This is a genomic window from Pandoraea anapnoica (assembly GCF_902459765.1).
Lineage (GTDB): Bacteria > Pseudomonadota > Gammaproteobacteria > Burkholderiales > Burkholderiaceae > Pandoraea > Pandoraea anapnoica.
The window spans coordinates 61,615-76,634 of the sequence record NZ_CABPSP010000008.1; the positions used below are offsets into that span (position 1 = coordinate 61,615).

Annotated in this window: 16 protein-coding genes, 1 tRNA gene and 1 pseudogene; 7 read left to right on the forward strand and 11 right to left on the reverse strand. The window is 60.2% G+C overall.

Translation table 11 applies throughout. The annotated features are described in order from the left end of the window. Positions 1-31 precede the first annotated feature (31 nt). The 3 genes from cysD to PAN31117_RS14200 form a co-directional block, all read right to left on the reverse strand. Complete coding sequence (cysD, locus tag PAN31117_RS14190; protein WP_046291108.1) at positions 32-979, reverse strand: sulfate adenylyltransferase subunit CysD; 948 nt, start codon at positions 977-979, stop codon at positions 32-34. 130 nt (positions 980-1,109) lie between these two features. Next, positions 1,110-1,826: a phosphoadenylyl-sulfate reductase gene (locus PAN31117_RS14195; protein WP_150738886.1), complete on the reverse strand. Its 717-nt coding sequence runs from the start codon at positions 1,824-1,826 to the stop codon at positions 1,110-1,112. A gap of 104 nt (positions 1,827-1,930) precedes the next feature. After that, entirely contained in the window at positions 1,931-2,707 is a 777-nt protein-coding gene (locus tag PAN31117_RS14200) for a sulfite exporter TauE/SafE family protein (protein ID WP_150577680.1), read from the reverse strand. Positions 2,708-2,840: 133 nt separating this feature from the next. On the opposite strand from PAN31117_RS14200, the gene PAN31117_RS14205 reads away from it, so the two are divergent. Continuing rightward, entirely contained in the window at positions 2,841-3,782 is a 942-nt protein-coding gene (locus tag PAN31117_RS14205; RefSeq protein ID WP_150738747.1) for a CysB family HTH-type transcriptional regulator, read from the forward strand. Positions 3,783-3,786: 4 nt separating this feature from the next. Here the strand turns inward: PAN31117_RS14205 and PAN31117_RS14210 are convergent, their stop codons facing one another. Next, a complete protein-coding gene (locus PAN31117_RS14210) occupies positions 3,787-4,446 on the reverse strand; it encodes a BamA/TamA family outer membrane protein (RefSeq protein WP_150738748.1) in 660 nt (219 codons plus the stop codon). A gap of 84 nt (positions 4,447-4,530) precedes the next feature. On the opposite strand from PAN31117_RS14210, the gene PAN31117_RS14215 reads away from it, so the two are divergent. Both PAN31117_RS14215 and PAN31117_RS14220 read left to right on the forward strand, forming a co-directional pair. Next, on the forward strand, positions 4,531-5,700 hold the full coding sequence (locus PAN31117_RS14215) for an ABC transporter substrate-binding protein (protein WP_150738749.1): 1,170 nt from the start codon (positions 4,531-4,533) through the stop codon (positions 5,698-5,700). A 183-nt stretch (positions 5,701-5,883) separates the two neighbouring features. Further along, positions 5,884-5,968 (forward strand) — tRNA-Leu (locus PAN31117_RS14220). Positions 5,969-6,034: 66 nt separating this feature from the next. Here PAN31117_RS14220 and PAN31117_RS14225 read toward each other — a convergent pair. Continuing rightward, positions 6,035-6,337 carry a tyrosine-type recombinase/integrase gene (locus PAN31117_RS14225; RefSeq protein WP_150738750.1) on the reverse strand — a complete coding sequence of 101 codons (303 nt, stop codon included), beginning with the start codon at positions 6,335-6,337 and terminating at the stop codon, positions 6,035-6,037. Between PAN31117_RS14225 and PAN31117_RS14230 the strand changes: the two are divergent. Continuing rightward, positions 6,315-6,629: pseudogene (locus PAN31117_RS14230) on the forward strand (IS3 family transposase); the annotation flags it as partial. The gene PAN31117_RS14225 and the pseudogene PAN31117_RS14230 overlap by 23 nt on opposite strands. A gap of 299 nt (positions 6,630-6,928) precedes the next feature. Here the strand turns inward: PAN31117_RS14230 and PAN31117_RS14235 are convergent. Then, complete coding sequence (locus PAN31117_RS14235; protein WP_246189082.1) at positions 6,929-7,624, reverse strand: phospholipase D family protein; 696 nt, start codon at positions 7,622-7,624, stop codon at positions 6,929-6,931. 126 nt (positions 7,625-7,750) lie between these two features. Further along, a complete protein-coding gene (locus PAN31117_RS14240) occupies positions 7,751-8,083 on the reverse strand; it encodes a hypothetical protein (RefSeq protein WP_150738752.1) in 333 nt (110 codons plus the stop codon). Between the two features lie 237 nt (positions 8,084-8,320). On the opposite strand from PAN31117_RS14240, the gene PAN31117_RS14245 reads away from it, so the two are divergent. After that, positions 8,321-8,578 carry a type II toxin-antitoxin system ParD family antitoxin gene (locus PAN31117_RS14245; RefSeq protein ID WP_150738753.1) on the forward strand — a complete coding sequence of 86 codons (258 nt, stop codon included), beginning with the start codon at positions 8,321-8,323 and terminating at the stop codon, positions 8,576-8,578. Next, the gene (locus tag PAN31117_RS14250; RefSeq protein WP_150738754.1) at positions 8,575-8,874 is read left to right on the forward strand and encodes a type II toxin-antitoxin system RelE/ParE family toxin; all 300 of its coding nucleotides are present in this window, start codon (positions 8,575-8,577) and stop codon (positions 8,872-8,874) included. Before PAN31117_RS14245 ends, PAN31117_RS14250 begins: the two co-directional genes overlap by 4 nt. A 502-nt stretch (positions 8,875-9,376) precedes the next feature. Here the strand turns inward: PAN31117_RS14250 and PAN31117_RS14255 are convergent. Continuing rightward, complete coding sequence (locus PAN31117_RS14255) at positions 9,377-11,122, reverse strand: glutaminase (protein WP_150738755.1); 1,746 nt, start codon at positions 11,120-11,122, stop codon at positions 9,377-9,379. Between the two features lie 444 nt (positions 11,123-11,566). On the opposite strand from PAN31117_RS14255, the gene PAN31117_RS27505 reads away from it, so the two are divergent. Continuing rightward, on the forward strand, positions 11,567-11,959 hold the full coding sequence (locus tag PAN31117_RS27505; protein ID WP_246189083.1) for a hypothetical protein: 393 nt from the start codon (positions 11,567-11,569) through the stop codon (positions 11,957-11,959). 166 nt (positions 11,960-12,125) lie between these two features. Here PAN31117_RS27505 and PAN31117_RS14265 read toward each other — a convergent pair whose 3' ends face one another. The 3 genes from PAN31117_RS14265 to PAN31117_RS14275 form a co-directional block, all read right to left on the reverse strand. Then, positions 12,126-12,758 carry a hypothetical protein gene (locus tag PAN31117_RS14265; RefSeq protein ID WP_150738756.1) on the reverse strand — a complete coding sequence of 211 codons (633 nt, stop codon included), beginning with the start codon at positions 12,756-12,758 and terminating at the stop codon, positions 12,126-12,128. Between the two features lie 162 nt (positions 12,759-12,920). Further along, complete coding sequence (locus PAN31117_RS14270) at positions 12,921-14,033, reverse strand: ArsO family NAD(P)H-dependent flavin-containing monooxygenase (RefSeq protein ID WP_150738757.1); 1,113 nt, start codon at positions 14,031-14,033, stop codon at positions 12,921-12,923. Continuing rightward, on the reverse strand, positions 14,030-14,875 hold the full coding sequence (locus tag PAN31117_RS14275; RefSeq protein WP_150738888.1) for an AraC family transcriptional regulator: 846 nt from the start codon (positions 14,873-14,875) through the stop codon (positions 14,030-14,032). The genes PAN31117_RS14270 and PAN31117_RS14275 overlap by 4 nt, the downstream gene beginning before the upstream one ends. Positions 14,876-15,020 lie beyond the last annotated feature (145 nt).

The window sequence follows — 15,020 nt, forward strand, 5'->3', positions numbered from 1 at the left end:
GGTCTGACGGTCGCTACAACGAATGCGCGCCTTAGAAATAACCCTGCTTCTTGCGCTGTTCCATGGCCGCTTCCGATGCCTGGTCGTCCATGCGGGTGGCGCCACGCTCGGTGATGTCGGTCACGGCCGTCTCGGCGATGATCTCCACCGGGCTCGACGCGACGCTCGCCACCGGGCACGTGCAGCTGATGTCGCCCACCGTACGGAAGCGCACCGACGCCAGTTCGCTCGACTCGCCGTCCTGCTTCGGCGTGAGTGGTGTGACCGGCACGAGCAAGCCGTTGCGGCGCACGATCTCGCGCTCGTGCGCGTAGTAGATCGACGGCAGATCGAGGTTTTCGCGGGCGATGTATTGCCACACGTCCAGCTCAGTCCAGTTCGAGATCGGGAACACGCGCAGATGCTCACCCTTGTGCAGCCGGGCATTGAACAGATGCCACAGTTCCGGGCGCTGGGCCTTCGGGTCCCACTGACCGAACTCGTCGCGGAACGAGAAGATACGCTCCTTCGCACGGGCCTTCTCTTCGTCGCGGCGCGCGCCGCCGATCATGGCGTCGTAACCGTACTCGTCGATGGTCTCAAGCAGCGTGACGGCCTGCGCGGCGTTGCGCGAATCCGTTTCGCGACGCAGACGCACCGTGCCACGCGCAATCGAATCTTCCACATGACCGACGACCAGCTCAGCGCCGAGCGCCTTGGCGTGGCGATCGCGGAATTCGATCACTTCCGGATAGTTGTGACCGGTGTCGATGTGCACGAGCGGGAACGGCAGTTGCGTCTTGCGTCCCGGGCCGAGGCCGAAAGCCTTGAGCGCGAGGTGCAGCACCACGACCGAGTCCTTGCCGCCCGAGAACAGCAGCGCGGGCTTGCGGCACTCCGCCACGACCTCACGCAGGATGTACATCGATTCGGCTTCGAGCCAGTCCAGATGATCCATTCGCGAGCCATTGGCCTGCGCGACTTCGTGCATCGCACCCATATTGTTCCCTTCCTTGACGATTCCGAGTTTTCCGAGATTCGGTCTATTCCGGTGTGCCGCTGCGCCCGTTGGCGCTTTGACTTGATCGCGTCACACCGTCTTGATTCTTGTTGCCTGATGGCCCTGTCGATCAGTTCGACTGCACCGACACAGGGATCTTGCTCAGGTTGCCCGCGTGCAGCCCGCATTCCTTGCTGTCGCGCGACTCCCACCACCAGCGCCCTGCCCGGCTGTCTTCCCCCGGGCGGATAGCGCGCGTACACGGCTCGCAACCGATGCTCGGATAACCGCGTGCGTGCAGCGGGTTGACCGGCACGTCGCGCGCAGTGAGGTAGGCCCACACCTGCGCTTCCGTCCAGTCGAACAACGGGTTGTACTTGGCGATGCCACGGGCGTCGTCCTGTTCCGCGAAGGCCAGTTCGCCGCGCGTCACCGACTGTTCGCGACGCTGACCGGTGAGCCATGCATCGGCGTCGGCGAGCGCACGGCCCAGCGGTTCGACCTTGCGGATCTGGCAGCAGGCTTTGCGCAAGTCCACGCTTTCGTAGAACGCGTTCGCGCCGTGATCGGCGACGTACTTTTCGACCGCGTCGGCTTGCGGCGCGTACTGCGCAACGTCATAGCCGTAACGCGTCTTGATCTTGTCGAGCATGCCGACCGTCTCGTCGTGCAGGCGTCCGGTATTGAGCGTGAAGACGGTGATCGGCAGTTGCTGGCGCAGAATCACGTGCGTGATGAGCATGTCCTCGGCGGCAAGGCTGCTCGCGAACTTCACGTTGCGATGCGCACTTGCGATGCGGGCGAGGCGCTCGGTCAGCACGGCTTCCATTTCGTCGAGCAGCGCCATGTCCTGATGCTCGGCATCGGACACTGTCGACGGCACTGCAACCGGGGCCGGTTCCCAGCGGGATTCGTTTCGCATATCGCGAACTCCTTGTTTTGTGTGGGGTGTCAGCCGACCAGCTTCACTGCCGCAAGCGTGAGCGTCGCCGCCAGCGCCCCGCGCACAATGCGCTCGGGCAGATGACGGGTGAGCTTCGCGCCGAGCCAGATCCCGGGCAGGGAGCCGATCAACAGACTGCCGAGCAGTGCCCAGTGCACCGTCTCAAGCCAGATATGGCCCAGCGCAGCGATGGCCGTGAGCGGCACCGCATAGGCGATATCCGTACCGGCGACTTCGGCCGGTTCCAACTGCGGGTACAGCATCAGGATCAGCGTCGCGCCAACAGCGCCCGCGCCAATCGAGGAAATCGTCACGAGTACGCCGATTACCGCGCCCACCACGACGGTGGCAATCGTTTGCGCACGGCCCGTCAGTTGCCAGTTCGGGTGCGCGCGCAATGCGGCCAGCAATTTGGCGCGGAACAGCAGCGAGAGCACGGTCAGCAGCACCGAGGCGGCAATCGTCAATTTGATGACGTGCAGCGTCGACTCGTCGATACCGCCAAGGCGCTTGAGGAACAGGATCGTGACCAGCGCCGCAGGCAGCGCGCCCAGCGTGAGCCGGCGCACGATATGCCACTTCACATGGCCGTGCGACCGATGCGCCACCGTCCCGAAACTCTTGGTGATGGCGGCAAACGCGAGGTCTGTGCCCACAGCGACGGGGGCCGCGTAACCCAGGAGCAAAGTCAGCAACGGCGTCATCAGCGAACCGCCGCCTACACCGGTCAGGCCGACCAGCAGGCCGACGCCAAATCCGGAAAGGGGTTCGAGCCACAGCGACATGGATGACGTTCCTGGTGGGTCCTAAATGCCTGTAGGGAATAACGTTATCGAAACAGTGGCACCCACTGTAATGAAAAGGCTATATACTTCAAACGAATTAAAAATTGTTTGTATATTTTCTAAAGTTATACAAATGAACCTGCATCAGTTCCGTTTCGTGCGCGAAGCCGTCCGCCAGAATTTCAACCTGACGGAAGCCGCCAAAGCGCTATTTACCTCCCAGCCGGGCGTCTCCAAAGCCATCATCGAGCTTGAAGAAGAGCTTGGTGTGGACATCTTTGCCCGTCATGGGAAGCGCATCCGTAACCTGACCGAGCCCGGTCGGATCATCTTCGAGTCCGTCGAGCGGATCCTGATGGAGGTGGAAAGCCTCAAGCGCATCGGCAAGGACTACGCCGCTCAGGATCAGGGCAGCCTGACCATCGCCACCACCCACACGCAGGCGCGCTACTCGCTGCCGCACGCCGTGGCCGAATTCAAGAAGCGCTATCCGAAGGTGCGTCTGTCGATCCTGCAAGGCAGCCCGACGCAGATCGCCGAGATGGTGCTGCACGATCAGGCCGATCTGGCGATCGCCACGGAAGCCATCGCAGGCTATAAGGATCTGGTGTCGCTGCCGTGCTATCAATGGCAGCACGTGGCGGTCGTGCCGCCCGATCACCCGCTGTTGCAACTGCCATCGGTGGGCATCGAGGATTTGGCGAAGTACTCGCTGATTACTTATGACCCCCAATTCGCCGGGCGCGCCAAGATCGATCAGGCATTCGCGCTGCGGCATGTGCAGCCAGACATCGTGCTCGAAGCCATCGACGCCGACGTCATCAAGACGTACGTCGAACTGGGACTGGGCGTGGGGATTCTGGCGGGTGTGGCGTTCGACCCCGAGCGCGACCGCAATCTCCGGGCGATTCAGGTGGGGCATCTGTTCGGGACGAACGTAACGCGCGTCGCCCTCAAGCAAGGCGCCTATCTGCGCGGATATGTTTTCACGATGGTTGAGCTTCTTTCACCGATTCTGACCCGTAAGCTGGTCGAACAGGCGCTGCGCGGCGAGCACGAAAGCTACGAGCTTTGAGGGATCAAAAGGCTTCGTTGATCTGAAAGTAGGCGCGCATGTGGTTGCCGTCGCCAAACGTCGGCATCATGCTCCACTGCACCTCTCCCCAACCGAACTTCCCATAGACGTCGAACGCCAGCACATCGCGCTGGCGAAACGTCGTGTAGTGGTCGCACGCCCATTCGAACGACTCGAACGATGTGCTGCCGTCGAAGGCGCGTCGGTATACGGCGGCCGTGAGCGATAGCGCCTGTCCTTTGTACGGATTGGGGATGAAGTCGCGCGTATCGTAAGAGAAGTTGGTGCTCAGACCGATACTGCGCACATACGGCCCGATGGGGTCTGTCACGAAAGCGCTCGCATCGCCCTTGTCGCGATTTACGGTGGAATCGAAGTGGGCGTCGACGCCGATGCCGAACGCACCGGTCGTCGTGCCAAAGCCGTGAATCGCCAACGTGGAGAGCTGGGTGGTCGGCAAAGCATCGTGCGTCTTATATAGACCGACAGCGGCCGCGCCGATGCCGACCTCCATCTCGGGGTTGTAGAACGGCCCCGGCATGACGCCCCAATCCATCCCACGACTGACGTCCACCTTGTCTGACGCGCCCAGCTTCGCGAGCAGGCGGTCGAGCCAGCCTTGCTGTGCGGCGATGTGATAGCGGAACCCTGCGCCGACGCTCACGACACGAATCGGGGAGTATTTTTCCCTGCTGGTCTGACGCGGACGGTGCGGTATGCTTACGCGATTCGACCAAAAGGAGACCTCATGCGCTCACCTCTTCGCGGCATCCGCCTGTCGGGTGTTTTGCTTGCTCTGATGTTGTCCGGCGTGGTGACGGCGGCCCGTGCCGACCTGACCGTCGGCATCGACCTGTCCTCGACGGGCCCGGCGGCCGCTATCGGCATTGCCAGCAAGAATGCCATGCAGCTTTGGCCTGACCAGATCGGCGGCCAGAAGGTGCATTACATCTTTCTGGACGACGCCTCCGATCCCGGAACGGCGGTGAAAAACACGCGCAAGCTCATCAGCGAAAACAAGGTGGACGTGATCGTCGGCCCGAACATCACGCCGAGCGCGCTGGCCATGCTCGACCCGATCTCCGAAGCGCAGACGCCGATGATCACGCTGATCGGTTCGGCGGTGGCGGTAGAGCCGCAGGACGCCAAACGTCGCTGGGCCTTCAAGATGGCCGCCAACGATTCGGCCATGGCTGACGTGATGACGCGTTACATGGCAAACCACGGCGTGAAGACGGTCGGATTCATCGGCTTTGCAGACGCCTATGGCGATAGCTGGCTGAAGGAATTCTCGAAGTTCGCCGCGCTGCGAAAGTTGCAGATCGTGGCGCAGGAACGCTTCAACCGGACCGACACGAGCGTGACCGGGCAGGCGCTCAAGCTGATGTCGGCGAAGCCGGACGCCATTCTGGTGGCGGGTTCGGGCACACCCGCTGCACTGCCGCAGCGCACGCTTCAGGAGCGCGGCTATACCGGCAAGATTTATCAGACGCACGGCATTGCGACGTACGACTTCGTTCGTGTCGGCGGCAAGGATGTCGAGGGCACCCTGTTCCCGACACAGCCGGGGGTCGTCGCCAAGACGCTGCCGGACGGACATCCAGCCCGCAAGGCGGCGCTCGCGTTCACGAAGAAGTACGAAGCGAAGTACGGCGCGGACACCGTGACCCAGTTCGCGGCAGATGCTTACGGCGTATGGGATCTGCTCAACGATGCCGTGCCGCGCGCCGCCAAGGTTGCGGCGCCGGGCACGCCCGCGTTCCGTGTAGCATTGCGCGACGCGCTTGAGTCGACGCATAACCTCGCGATTCCCAACGGCATCATGAATCTGAGCCCGCAGGACCACGTCGGTCTGGATCAGCGCGCCGGGGTAATGGGACAGATCAAGAACGGCAAGTTCGTCTACGTCTCCGACTGATTTCGGGCAACGGCACGATTGTCGGCGGTACCACGCCTGAGGCTTGGCACCGCCGGTGACGCAAAGCTGTCGAAGCGGGCTTGTGGCGGGAGAAAATATCAGTCATAATCTCGCCTTCGTCCGGTGAGCTATGAGGTTTGTCGAACGACTCACACTGCGACACCGTTCGGTGTCGGCACACCCGCCCAGGTGGTGAAATTGGTAGACGCAGGGGACTCAAAATCCCCCGCCGCAAGGCGTGCCGGTTCGATTCCGGCCCTGGGCACCAAAGCTTTTCCAAGACATCCGGCGATTCCGCCACGCTCCGCAATTCACTTTTTGCTCCGCAATTCGGTTATTTCGTAGGTTCGACTTTGTCGCCGAGACGGTCGCGCACGTAATGTTCGGTCATTACCAAAGAGCGGTGACCAAGTTGCTTTTGGGCTTTTCGAACATCTCCGGTTGACTCGGCTTTGTCGGTACCGGCTTTGGCCCGAAGGTCGCGAAACTGGAATGCATCCTTCGCGATACCGGCAGCCTCGCGCGCCGCGTCGAATCGAGTTCTCAAGCCTTGTTGCGTCAACCTCCGCCCCGACGCGTCAAAAACTAACGCCGATGTGATCGTCGCTTGTCGCTTGCGACGCAAACGGTCTGTCATCGTACATTCAGACCAGGGCTCGCAATATGGCAGCGATGACTGGCAACGATTCTTTCGCTCGCACTCACTTGAGCCAAGTATGAGCCGGCGCGGAAATTGTTGGGATAACGCGGTTGCCGAGTCCTTCTTCAGCAGTCTGAAAAAGGAACGCGTGCGAAAACGCGTCTACAAAACCCATGATCTGGCGCGCGCTGACATCTTCGATTGCATCGAAGTCTTTTACAATCGAACCCGACGCCATACCCATCTGGGTGGTATCAGTCCCGAGGCCTTTGAACGTGCCTTGGCGTGAGGCTGGAAAGTGTCTTAATTCGGGCAGCAGTCCACCGGATGAGAGGGCGCTACTCGAGAACTATCGCCACAGCCATCGAGAAGACCAAGCGGCACTGCGGAGGATGGGACTTGCTATGTCGAAACCGACCCCAACCAAAAGGAACGGAACGACCGCAGGCGAATAAGCCTTCTGCGCAAATACTTCAGTCTATTGGGAAATCGGGACTTGCCACGTGCGATGCATAGCCGAGACAAAAGGCGGGCACCCTAGGGACGGTGAGAGGCATTCAGCATCTCACCATCACGCGTCACCTGGGCTTAGATCGAGATGTTCTCTGGCCAAAGAAAGTAGGCGCCATGGCGGGATTTTGGCACGAACTCTATGCCGCAATTCTCCCCTAAAGCGGAGAGGACATGCTCACCGTTTATCAATTCAAAATAGCCGGCTGCTACGGCGCGCTCCAATAGTTCGCTCGTCCGTATTCCAAGACGCTTACCAAGCTTTGACGAGGGGAGCTTCGCTACCGCTCCTCCGGCCGAGCGCTCATCTGGCGGCACTGCGTCGACGACATCCCCGCCGGGACGCTCCAGCGATATACGAACTTCCTCGCTAATACGAATGATGCGCTGAGCCTCCTCATACACATCTCGATACAGATCGGCGTCTTCCGATCTCCGAACGAGTACTCCCATCTCGTTGTTATTGATCTGACTAAACTCGTACAGGTTCAGGCTCGTAACGACGCACAACTCCTCGCTCATGTAGCACTTGGCATCCAGGTTTTTGCAGTAGCTGGTGCGAACGTAGGTAAGCCCTTTGAGCCATTCGATTTCCGGCGGCTGCAACTCGCTCTTGCCATAGACCAACCTCACGTCAATTTTCAGGCGGTTCTTATCTGCAAGTAGCTCCTTTATTCGATCATTGAGCTTGAGGAATGGGCTGATCAGAATTACTCGATCAACGGCCCCTTTGATCAATTCCTCAAGAAAATAGTTTGTCGCACTGGTGTTCAAAAATTTCGCCACCAAATCCCTCGCTGAGGCAGATTACGGGGGGCGCTAAATGGTCTATAGCAAGTGCTTGTGTATATCGCCGAAAATCATCGACGGCCCACCGCATGAGATGGGCCGTCTTCAAAATTACATCACCAATTTCGGCTTTGCTCCGGGCTTCGGTGAGTGAAGTATGTAGTACGAGCTGAACAATCGTTCCGTCGCCACCATCGCCTCCGCAAAAGTATCGAAGTAAATTGCATGGTCAGGGTCCGATACATGCGCCCGATGGATTTCTCTCTCTTCCTCATCCCACGCGTAGCCGAGGTAACGGCCATGCGCATGAAACCAAATCACGTAGCCCTTACGAGGAAATGATGGCGGCAATGTCGCCAGTCGCCGCTTGTCATTGGGCGCGTCAGTTTGCTTGGTCGGGCCAACATCGTGCGGCGTGTTGCCGCGTTCGCTTGCGTCTGTCACGGTGCCTCCACTTGGATAGGAATAGTTCACTGGGGGACGTAACTCATCATGTCAGGCGAACAGATACTTGCGTTTCAGCAACTTCCGATAAATTTTTTGGCTAAACGGCCAATGCGCCGAAATACCTAAGACGGCGACCTGAATTCCGGAGAGGGAGAGGGTACGCGATTTAATAACTATTGATAAGCGTGCTAGAATGACCACCAACCTAGTCAACTCCAACCGGAGGGGAAAATCATGATCAGCGCAGAACTCGGGCGCTCGCTTGAGGAGTACGTCGCCGAACTGGTGAAGCGAGGCCGTTATGGCTCGAAAAGTGAGGTGCTGCGTGAGGGGGTCCGTCTGATTCAGGACCGTGAGTCGCAGCTTGCCGCGCTGGATGCGATGGTTGAGAAGGGCATTACAGACGCCGCAGCAGGAAAGGGCCAGCCGGCCGCCGATGTGTTCGACCGCCTTGAGAAGAAGTATCAGGCAAAGGTGAACGACGAGGGATGATCGTTCACTTATTGCCCGAAGCCATCGTAGACCTTGAGACCGTTGGCGACTACATCGCCCTCGACAATCCGCGCCGCGCCGTAACATTCATTCAGGAACTGCGGGACAGGTGTTTGAGCCTCGCGGACATGCCTTGCGCTTTCCCCGTCGTGCCGCGCTATGAGCGTTTCGGTATCCGACATCGCGTCTACGGTAACTACCAAATCTTCTATCGCGTGGTCGAATCGGACGAGCGTATCGACATCGTCCACATCCCGCACAGCGCACGAAATTACGCGGCGATTCTGTTTCCCTGACGGCATCCGTCGAAGTGCCGAGGACGGATAAGTGGTGCAGCGCGTGCCCTCAATAGCTCCCTAAACATCCCCCCAATAATCCGCCGGAATCACACCGCGCCGAGCCGCATTCTCATGAAAATCTGCACGTGGACGATGATTAGGGGGCTGACGTCCGGGAGCCTAGTCAATCAAGGCTCCGGACCCGATCTCAAACGATGATTTGGGATCAGAGAATCGCGGGGGTGCCATGTTCAAGCACTGGTTACACCGCTCCGCAAATGGGCTCGTCACCTAGGAACCATAAGGATTCCCGAGGGATGGTCAGTTACCGTTTGTGAAGCGCCGTGACATCGTAACTTCCCGATTCGTTGACGACTCGTCACACCCTCATAATTCCCCGCAGCAAGGCGTGCCGGTTCGATTCCGGCCCTGGCACCACAAGACTTATCTCCCGCAGTGCTTCCCCTCGGTTTGACGTAATTCTGGCGTAGCGACGCAGTCATTCGTCTCGTCTGACGGCTCATCCCTCGTCCCGCGCTGTGCTCACCGAACCCGACGTCTCGTCGACCACGACAATTTTCTCCAGCGCATGCCGGTCTTGAGACATGTGGTAATACCGCTTCATCCTGCCGTGAATGTCACGAGCCAACAGAACGTGCGTTCCGTCGACGGCAACGTCCTTCGCTTTGCGGACATCTGCCGCTTTCGCATAGAAATCCCGCCTCACCCCGTCGATGACTGGCATGGCATTTGTGAGCGCGCGACGCGTTTCCGACGTCATCTCCGATTGCAACGTCGCGTCCATTTCACGGGGAGAAGGTCCGAGTGCACGTGACGGCAATTGTCCCGCAATCGGACGCGCACGCATTAGCCCTCGTGCCATTCCTAAGGTCGCGCGTCGCGCTGACGGCAGCACCAGGTTCAGCTTGTTCAGCGTACCGATCCATTTTTGCCCTTCACCGGAATTCCCCGCGGGGTTCAAGTCGGCGTGGTGCGTCGCCACGACGAGGTTCGCATGCCGGTAAAGACTGCCGAAAATACCCCCGTCGACGCCCGTCTTTCCGCCGAACGCATTTTTCCTGAACTGCGTCCCAGACTCTTCGTAACTGCCGCTGATGTCGTTCGAGTATCGAACATAGTCCGCAATCGAGGCGGGCAGGACTTGCCTGCGTGTCCCGTCCTCCGCCGCGACCTGCATGCCACCGCTGCGAAACACCCCGGCAACATGCGCCATGTCCTCAGTGTTCACCATCACAGCGCAGGCTCTGCAATAGCTGAGAAAGGCATCCTCGGAAAGCGCTCGCCTGCATGACAGGGCGAACTCGGGCGTCAGTCCGCCAGCACGTGTCGAGTTAGCGTCGACGACTGCTTTGCCATGTTTGCGCATCGCATAAATCGTCAGACTGTCGTCATCCATAAAGCCCGAGGCATCCAGCGTCGCCAGCAATTCCCGGTTGCGACTCATCGTCCGGTCAGGCGGACAGAAGTTGAACTCACCGATGGCCATGGCTTCATTGACGCTTAGCCCCGGATTTCTCGTCAACGACTTCATCATCTCCAGGAAACCATCGAACGGATCGCTGCCCGGCGGCGTGTGAATCTGAATCAGCATCCAGGTTGCCAGCGCGCCGATGTTCACACTCGAATTGAACGGACGACCGTCGGTCGCGAGCGTGGCATCGTTGTAGGGAAGCGCCGACGCCTGCATCCCGATGTATCGACCGTAGCGCTCGGGCTGACCGCCCATCAACTGAATCGCCAGCGCCATCGCCACCGGTTTCGACATGCTCTGCTGCGAAAAACGGTGATGCATGTCGCCAACACTAACGATCGTTCCCGTACGCGTGTCCATCACCGAAATAGCGCGTTTCTCGCTGCGCGGATTCGTGCCGGGAATACCCTGAACGGGACACCCTTTGCCAACGGGCGAGGCGCGCGAACGAATGACTTCGTTCAGCAGCGCGGAATCCACGACATACGATGTCTCATAGACCGTCGAACGCGAGATGCCCTCTCGCGCCCCCTCACTCACGTTCCGAATGTGCAAAACGTCGGCGGCCATCACGCGACCGGCAGCATCTGCCAGACACGGTTGAGGGTGCACAGAAGCAACGTCATCCACGGAAATCCGTGGGACAAAAGACAGAATTTTCATGATGCGGCGACTTTCGTGAACTCGGAGATATCTGGTCTCAACCTGTTCGATGACCCTATTTCTCTCAGAGCTTCGCTTTGCGGCGAGGTCGCCGTGTGTCCCCGCCGTCATTGCAACGGCCTCGGCATTTCGAGAAGAGCATCCCTAAACGATTTTTTGTCTCCCTAAGCTACACGCACAACGAGGAAAGCCGATTCCATGGTTCGCTCATCGGCGTGCTCGCACCATCGCAGTGGTACGCCTGCCGACGGCTGGCGTGACGTCGTGAGAGCGCCATATGGCCTGCTCATCACATACTCGACGTGACAATCTCATCGGGTCCGTTCGCTACGGCTGGGCAACCGGGTAGCCGTCGCCCATGCATCACGTAATTTCCGAATCGGTTGATAGCGCGGAGATCTCGCGTCGAATGCTGCATAGTCCGAGTCAAATGCCTCGTGCCACGCGGAACACCGCGTAGCACATGGATCGACGCGTTCACCGGGTTTTCGCATTCAATTGGGAAAACCGCCGAAGCCTTACGCGTGACAGCGATCAGGCAGAGCGATTCGGACGATGCTGAAACTCACGTCACTTCACGCCTGCCATCATGAAAGCACCCTAACCGTACATTTATGGGAGACCTTCATGAACGCTTCTAAGGACGCGAAGACCGAGAAGAGCAGCGACGTCGTTAAGAAGAATCGCAAGCGCTGCAAAACACTGAACGTGCCGAAATCGCTAGCCCGCCAAGGTTACGTAGTTTGGTTTTATGAGCACGGGGAATATCTGGGATTGGCGTGGAACGAAACGGCTTCGGAAATTGAAAAAGCGCACGTCACCGACGACGATCACGCGATCTACTTCGAAACGTTCGCGCAAGCCGCAGTGGCGTGCGACAAGTTCGTCAGCCCGTGCCGTGTACTCCATTCGCCTGGCCCCGGCGAGCGGCCGAAACTCATGGGCTAATCGCAGCGGGCGGCCTGCCGTTGGTGGCGGGCCGTCCGTGTCGGCAGACGGTCTGAAAAGGTTACACAAGTGGCTGCCCCAGCATCGGCAAGCACACCGTTCAGGGCAGTCTCGCCCTTTGAGTGTGCGCCATGTCGGCGTCACGCCGAGGTAGCAATCTTAGTGATTACGGTGGGCTGATCTTCGAGAGAAAGTGCGTCGCGGCGACGAGCGCCGTGCCGACCGTCACGATGGTGCCGATCAGTCGCCAGGTGAGCGCGTGGAGTTCGCGGTGTAACCCGGCACCCAGCGCATGCATGTCCGATCTGACCGACGCGATCTCGCCTGCTATTTCGCTGCGCACTTTGCCGAACTCCTGATGCATCTCTCGGCGCAAGTCCCCAAACCCCTGATGCATTTCCTGCCGCAACTCTCCAAGCCCCCGGTGCATCTCCTGCCGCACCTTTCCGAACTCCTGATGCATCTCCTGCCGCACCTTTCCGAACTCCTGATGCATCTCCTGCCGCACCGTTCCGAACTCCTGATGCATCTCCTGTCGCACCGTTCCGAACTCCTGATGCATCTCGCTTCTGAGCCCGCCAACTTCGCGATGCGTCTCGGCACGAACCGTGCCGAACTCTCTAGCAAGATCTTCCTTGGTTGCCAAGGTCGGCAGCACTGCCTCGACCGACGCGATTCTTTCATGCAACCGCATCTCATCGTGCTTGTGCCGGGCATCCGCGTGCCCTACTTTGAACCGTGTAATACGTGAATCGATTTTCCGGAGTGTTCCCATCTTCATCTGCACCTTCTGTCGCATCGTCGCCCTCACCTCTCAGGCGTCGACACGTTGGATAAACGATGTGCAGCGACGGCGTTTTCGTGCGAAATATGCGGCTTTTTTGTGATCGTCCGGCTCCACTGCGCTCACGCCCGTCACTGCATGAGAACCACTCTATCCCGCAGCGCTGTGCTTTCGGTTCTACGTAGTCTCCGACACAGGTGAAGCGAGATGGGTGACGATTTCCTGCGCCGTCGCCCGCGCGCTTCGCATGACACCGATCAGCGTCGCTGACGCATACCCCGTCCACTCGCCGTAGCCAACCAGCCACAGTCGGGGTTCATCAACGCTCCTTGTCCCGGTGACGCGAATCCGCCCATCTGCCTGCGCAATGCCCAGGCCGCGCAAATGCCCCAGCGAAGGCCGAAATCCGGTGCACCAGATAACGACATCGACCGGCGTACGCGTCCCGTCTTCCCAGACGACACCGTCCTCGACGAATCGCGCGAACGAACGCACGGTGTGCAACGCCCCACGCGAGCGCGCCTCAAGCACCGACGGGACCATGACGATGTGCCCCAGCCCGCTATCGGGATATGGGTCCGGCAAGCCTTGCTGCACAGCCTGCCAGCGTGCCGTTGCGCGTTCGAACAGCACGCGCCCGTCGACGTCGTCCGGCAAGTAGGACGGCGGACTTAGCGTGACCCAGGTCGCCTCGCTCACCCGCGACACTTCGGCATAGATCTGCGCCCCCGAATTGCCACCACCGACCACCAGCACGCGCCGCCCACCCAGCCCCAGCGCGCCAGCGTATTCCGCCGAGTGCATCTGAAGTCCGCCGAACGCATCCTGCCCCGGATAGGATGGCACGTACGGCGAACGCCACGACCCTGTCGCACTGATGACCGTGCGGGCCAGCCAGTCACCGCGATCGGTACTCACCCGCAATCCGTCTGTCTGTGCGACCACGTTCGTCACGCTCACAGGACGCATCACCGGCACTTCATAGCGCGCTTCGTACTCACGCAAATACGTCACGACAGCGTCTCTCGACGGGTAATGCGTCTCGCCGCCGCGCATGGGCCACCCCGGTAGGGACGACCATTGCGCAGGCGAAAAAAGTTGCAACGACGGCCACGCCCGTTGCCATGCGCCGCCCGCAGTCGGCTGATCGTCCAGCACCTGATAGTTCACGCGCCATCGACGCAGGAAATACGCCGTCGCCAGCGCCGATTGCCCGCCACCGATCACGAGCGCATCGACGTGCCTCGTTGAGGAAGACGACTGCGGCGACACCGACTCCGGCAGACTCATGCCCCCTCCTCATCACCTGCCTGCACACGCGGCCCCACCTGACGGAAGTAGCGTCCTGGCGATTCGCCGAAGGCACGCCGGAACATGGCGATGAAATTGCTGGGGGTCGAGTACCCGAGCGAGTCGGCAATCGTACCGACGGGCTCGCCGTTTGCCAGCCGCTCCAACGCACTCACCAGACGCGCCTGTTGTCGCCACTGCGTGAATCCCATCCCCGTCTCGGCCACAAACAAGCGCCGCGCCGTGCGCGACGACATCCCGGCATGCTGCGCCAGCGCCTCCAGCGAGGCCTGTCCGCCAAGATCGTCGAGCACGGCACGCGCCACGCGCACTACGCGTGCGTCGTTCGGCATCGGCAGCCCGAGCGGCTCGGCGGGCGCTCGCGCGATCTCGTCGACCAGCACCTGCGCAAGCCGCATCTCCTCGTCCGTCAGCACGTCTCGCAGCGCCCACGACACGGCCCGTTTGACAAGCGCCGCCAGCAACTCCGACACGCCTACCACAGAAGGCGTGGACGGCAATGTCGTCGCAGCCGCTGGCGTTACCAGCACGATCCACCCGCTCACTACGCTCGATAGCGACACGCGGTGCGTGACGCCGGGCGGAATCCATCCCGCTCGGTAGGGCGGCAACACCCACGCGCCGAACGGCGTATGCACGTGCGCCAATCCCGCGTGAATACAGAACAATTGGCCCCTGACGTGCGAGTGCCAATCCAGCTCGCGCGTGCCGATCCTGAACAGACTTCGCTCGTGATCGCGCCCGCCGAAGGCCCACACGGGCGGACCGTCGAGCCGGTCGTTCGGCTTGTATCGAGCGAACGGCGAGTCGTCGAGTTGCATCAGCCCCACGTCGGGTTTCCTGCGCGACAGGTCAAGAGAATCGATGCCCATACGTTTGTCCGATGTTTGTCCGATTTGCATTGTTTAATGACCAAACGATGTTATCAGGTCACGACGCAGCGCGCAGACAATGAGCGAAGTGCCA

Excerpts from the sequence above, each read along its gene's own strand:
- cysD (WP_046291108.1), bottom strand. The coding sequence starts at position 979 with ATGGGTGCGATGCACGAAGTCGCGCAGGCCAATGGCTCGCGAATGGAT.
- PAN31117_RS14195 (WP_150738886.1), bottom strand. The coding sequence starts at position 1,826 with ATGGCGCTGCTCGACGAAATGGAAGCCGTGCTGACCGAGCGCCTCGCC.
- PAN31117_RS14200 (WP_150577680.1), bottom strand. The coding sequence starts at position 2,707 with ATGTCGCTGTGGCTCGAACCCCTTTCCGGATTTGGCGTCGGCCTGCTG.
- PAN31117_RS14205 (WP_150738747.1), top strand. The coding sequence starts at position 2,841 with ATGAACCTGCATCAGTTCCGTTTCGTGCGCGAAGCCGTCCGCCAGAAT.
- PAN31117_RS14215 (WP_150738749.1), top strand. The coding sequence starts at position 4,531 with ATGCGCTCACCTCTTCGCGGCATCCGCCTGTCGGGTGTTTTGCTTGCT.
- PAN31117_RS14225 (WP_150738750.1), bottom strand. The coding sequence starts at position 6,337 with ATGACAGACCGTTTGCGTCGCAAGCGACAAGCGACGATCACATCGGCG.
- PAN31117_RS14245 (WP_150738753.1), top strand. The coding sequence starts at position 8,321 with ATGATCAGCGCAGAACTCGGGCGCTCGCTTGAGGAGTACGTCGCCGAA.
- PAN31117_RS14250 (WP_150738754.1), top strand. The coding sequence starts at position 8,575 with ATGATCGTTCACTTATTGCCCGAAGCCATCGTAGACCTTGAGACCGTT.
- PAN31117_RS14255 (WP_150738755.1), bottom strand. The coding sequence starts at position 11,122 with ATGACGGCGGGGACACACGGCGACCTCGCCGCAAAGCGAAGCTCTGAG.
- PAN31117_RS27505 (WP_246189083.1), top strand. The coding sequence starts at position 11,567 with ATGCTGAAACTCACGTCACTTCACGCCTGCCATCATGAAAGCACCCTA.
- PAN31117_RS14265 (WP_150738756.1), bottom strand. The coding sequence starts at position 12,758 with ATGCGACAGAAGGTGCAGATGAAGATGGGAACACTCCGGAAAATCGAT.
- PAN31117_RS14270 (WP_150738757.1), bottom strand. The coding sequence starts at position 14,033 with ATGAGTCTGCCGGAGTCGGTGTCGCCGCAGTCGTCTTCCTCAACGAGG.
- PAN31117_RS14275 (WP_150738888.1), bottom strand. The coding sequence starts at position 14,875 with ATGCAACTCGACGACTCGCCGTTCGCTCGATACAAGCCGAACGACCGG.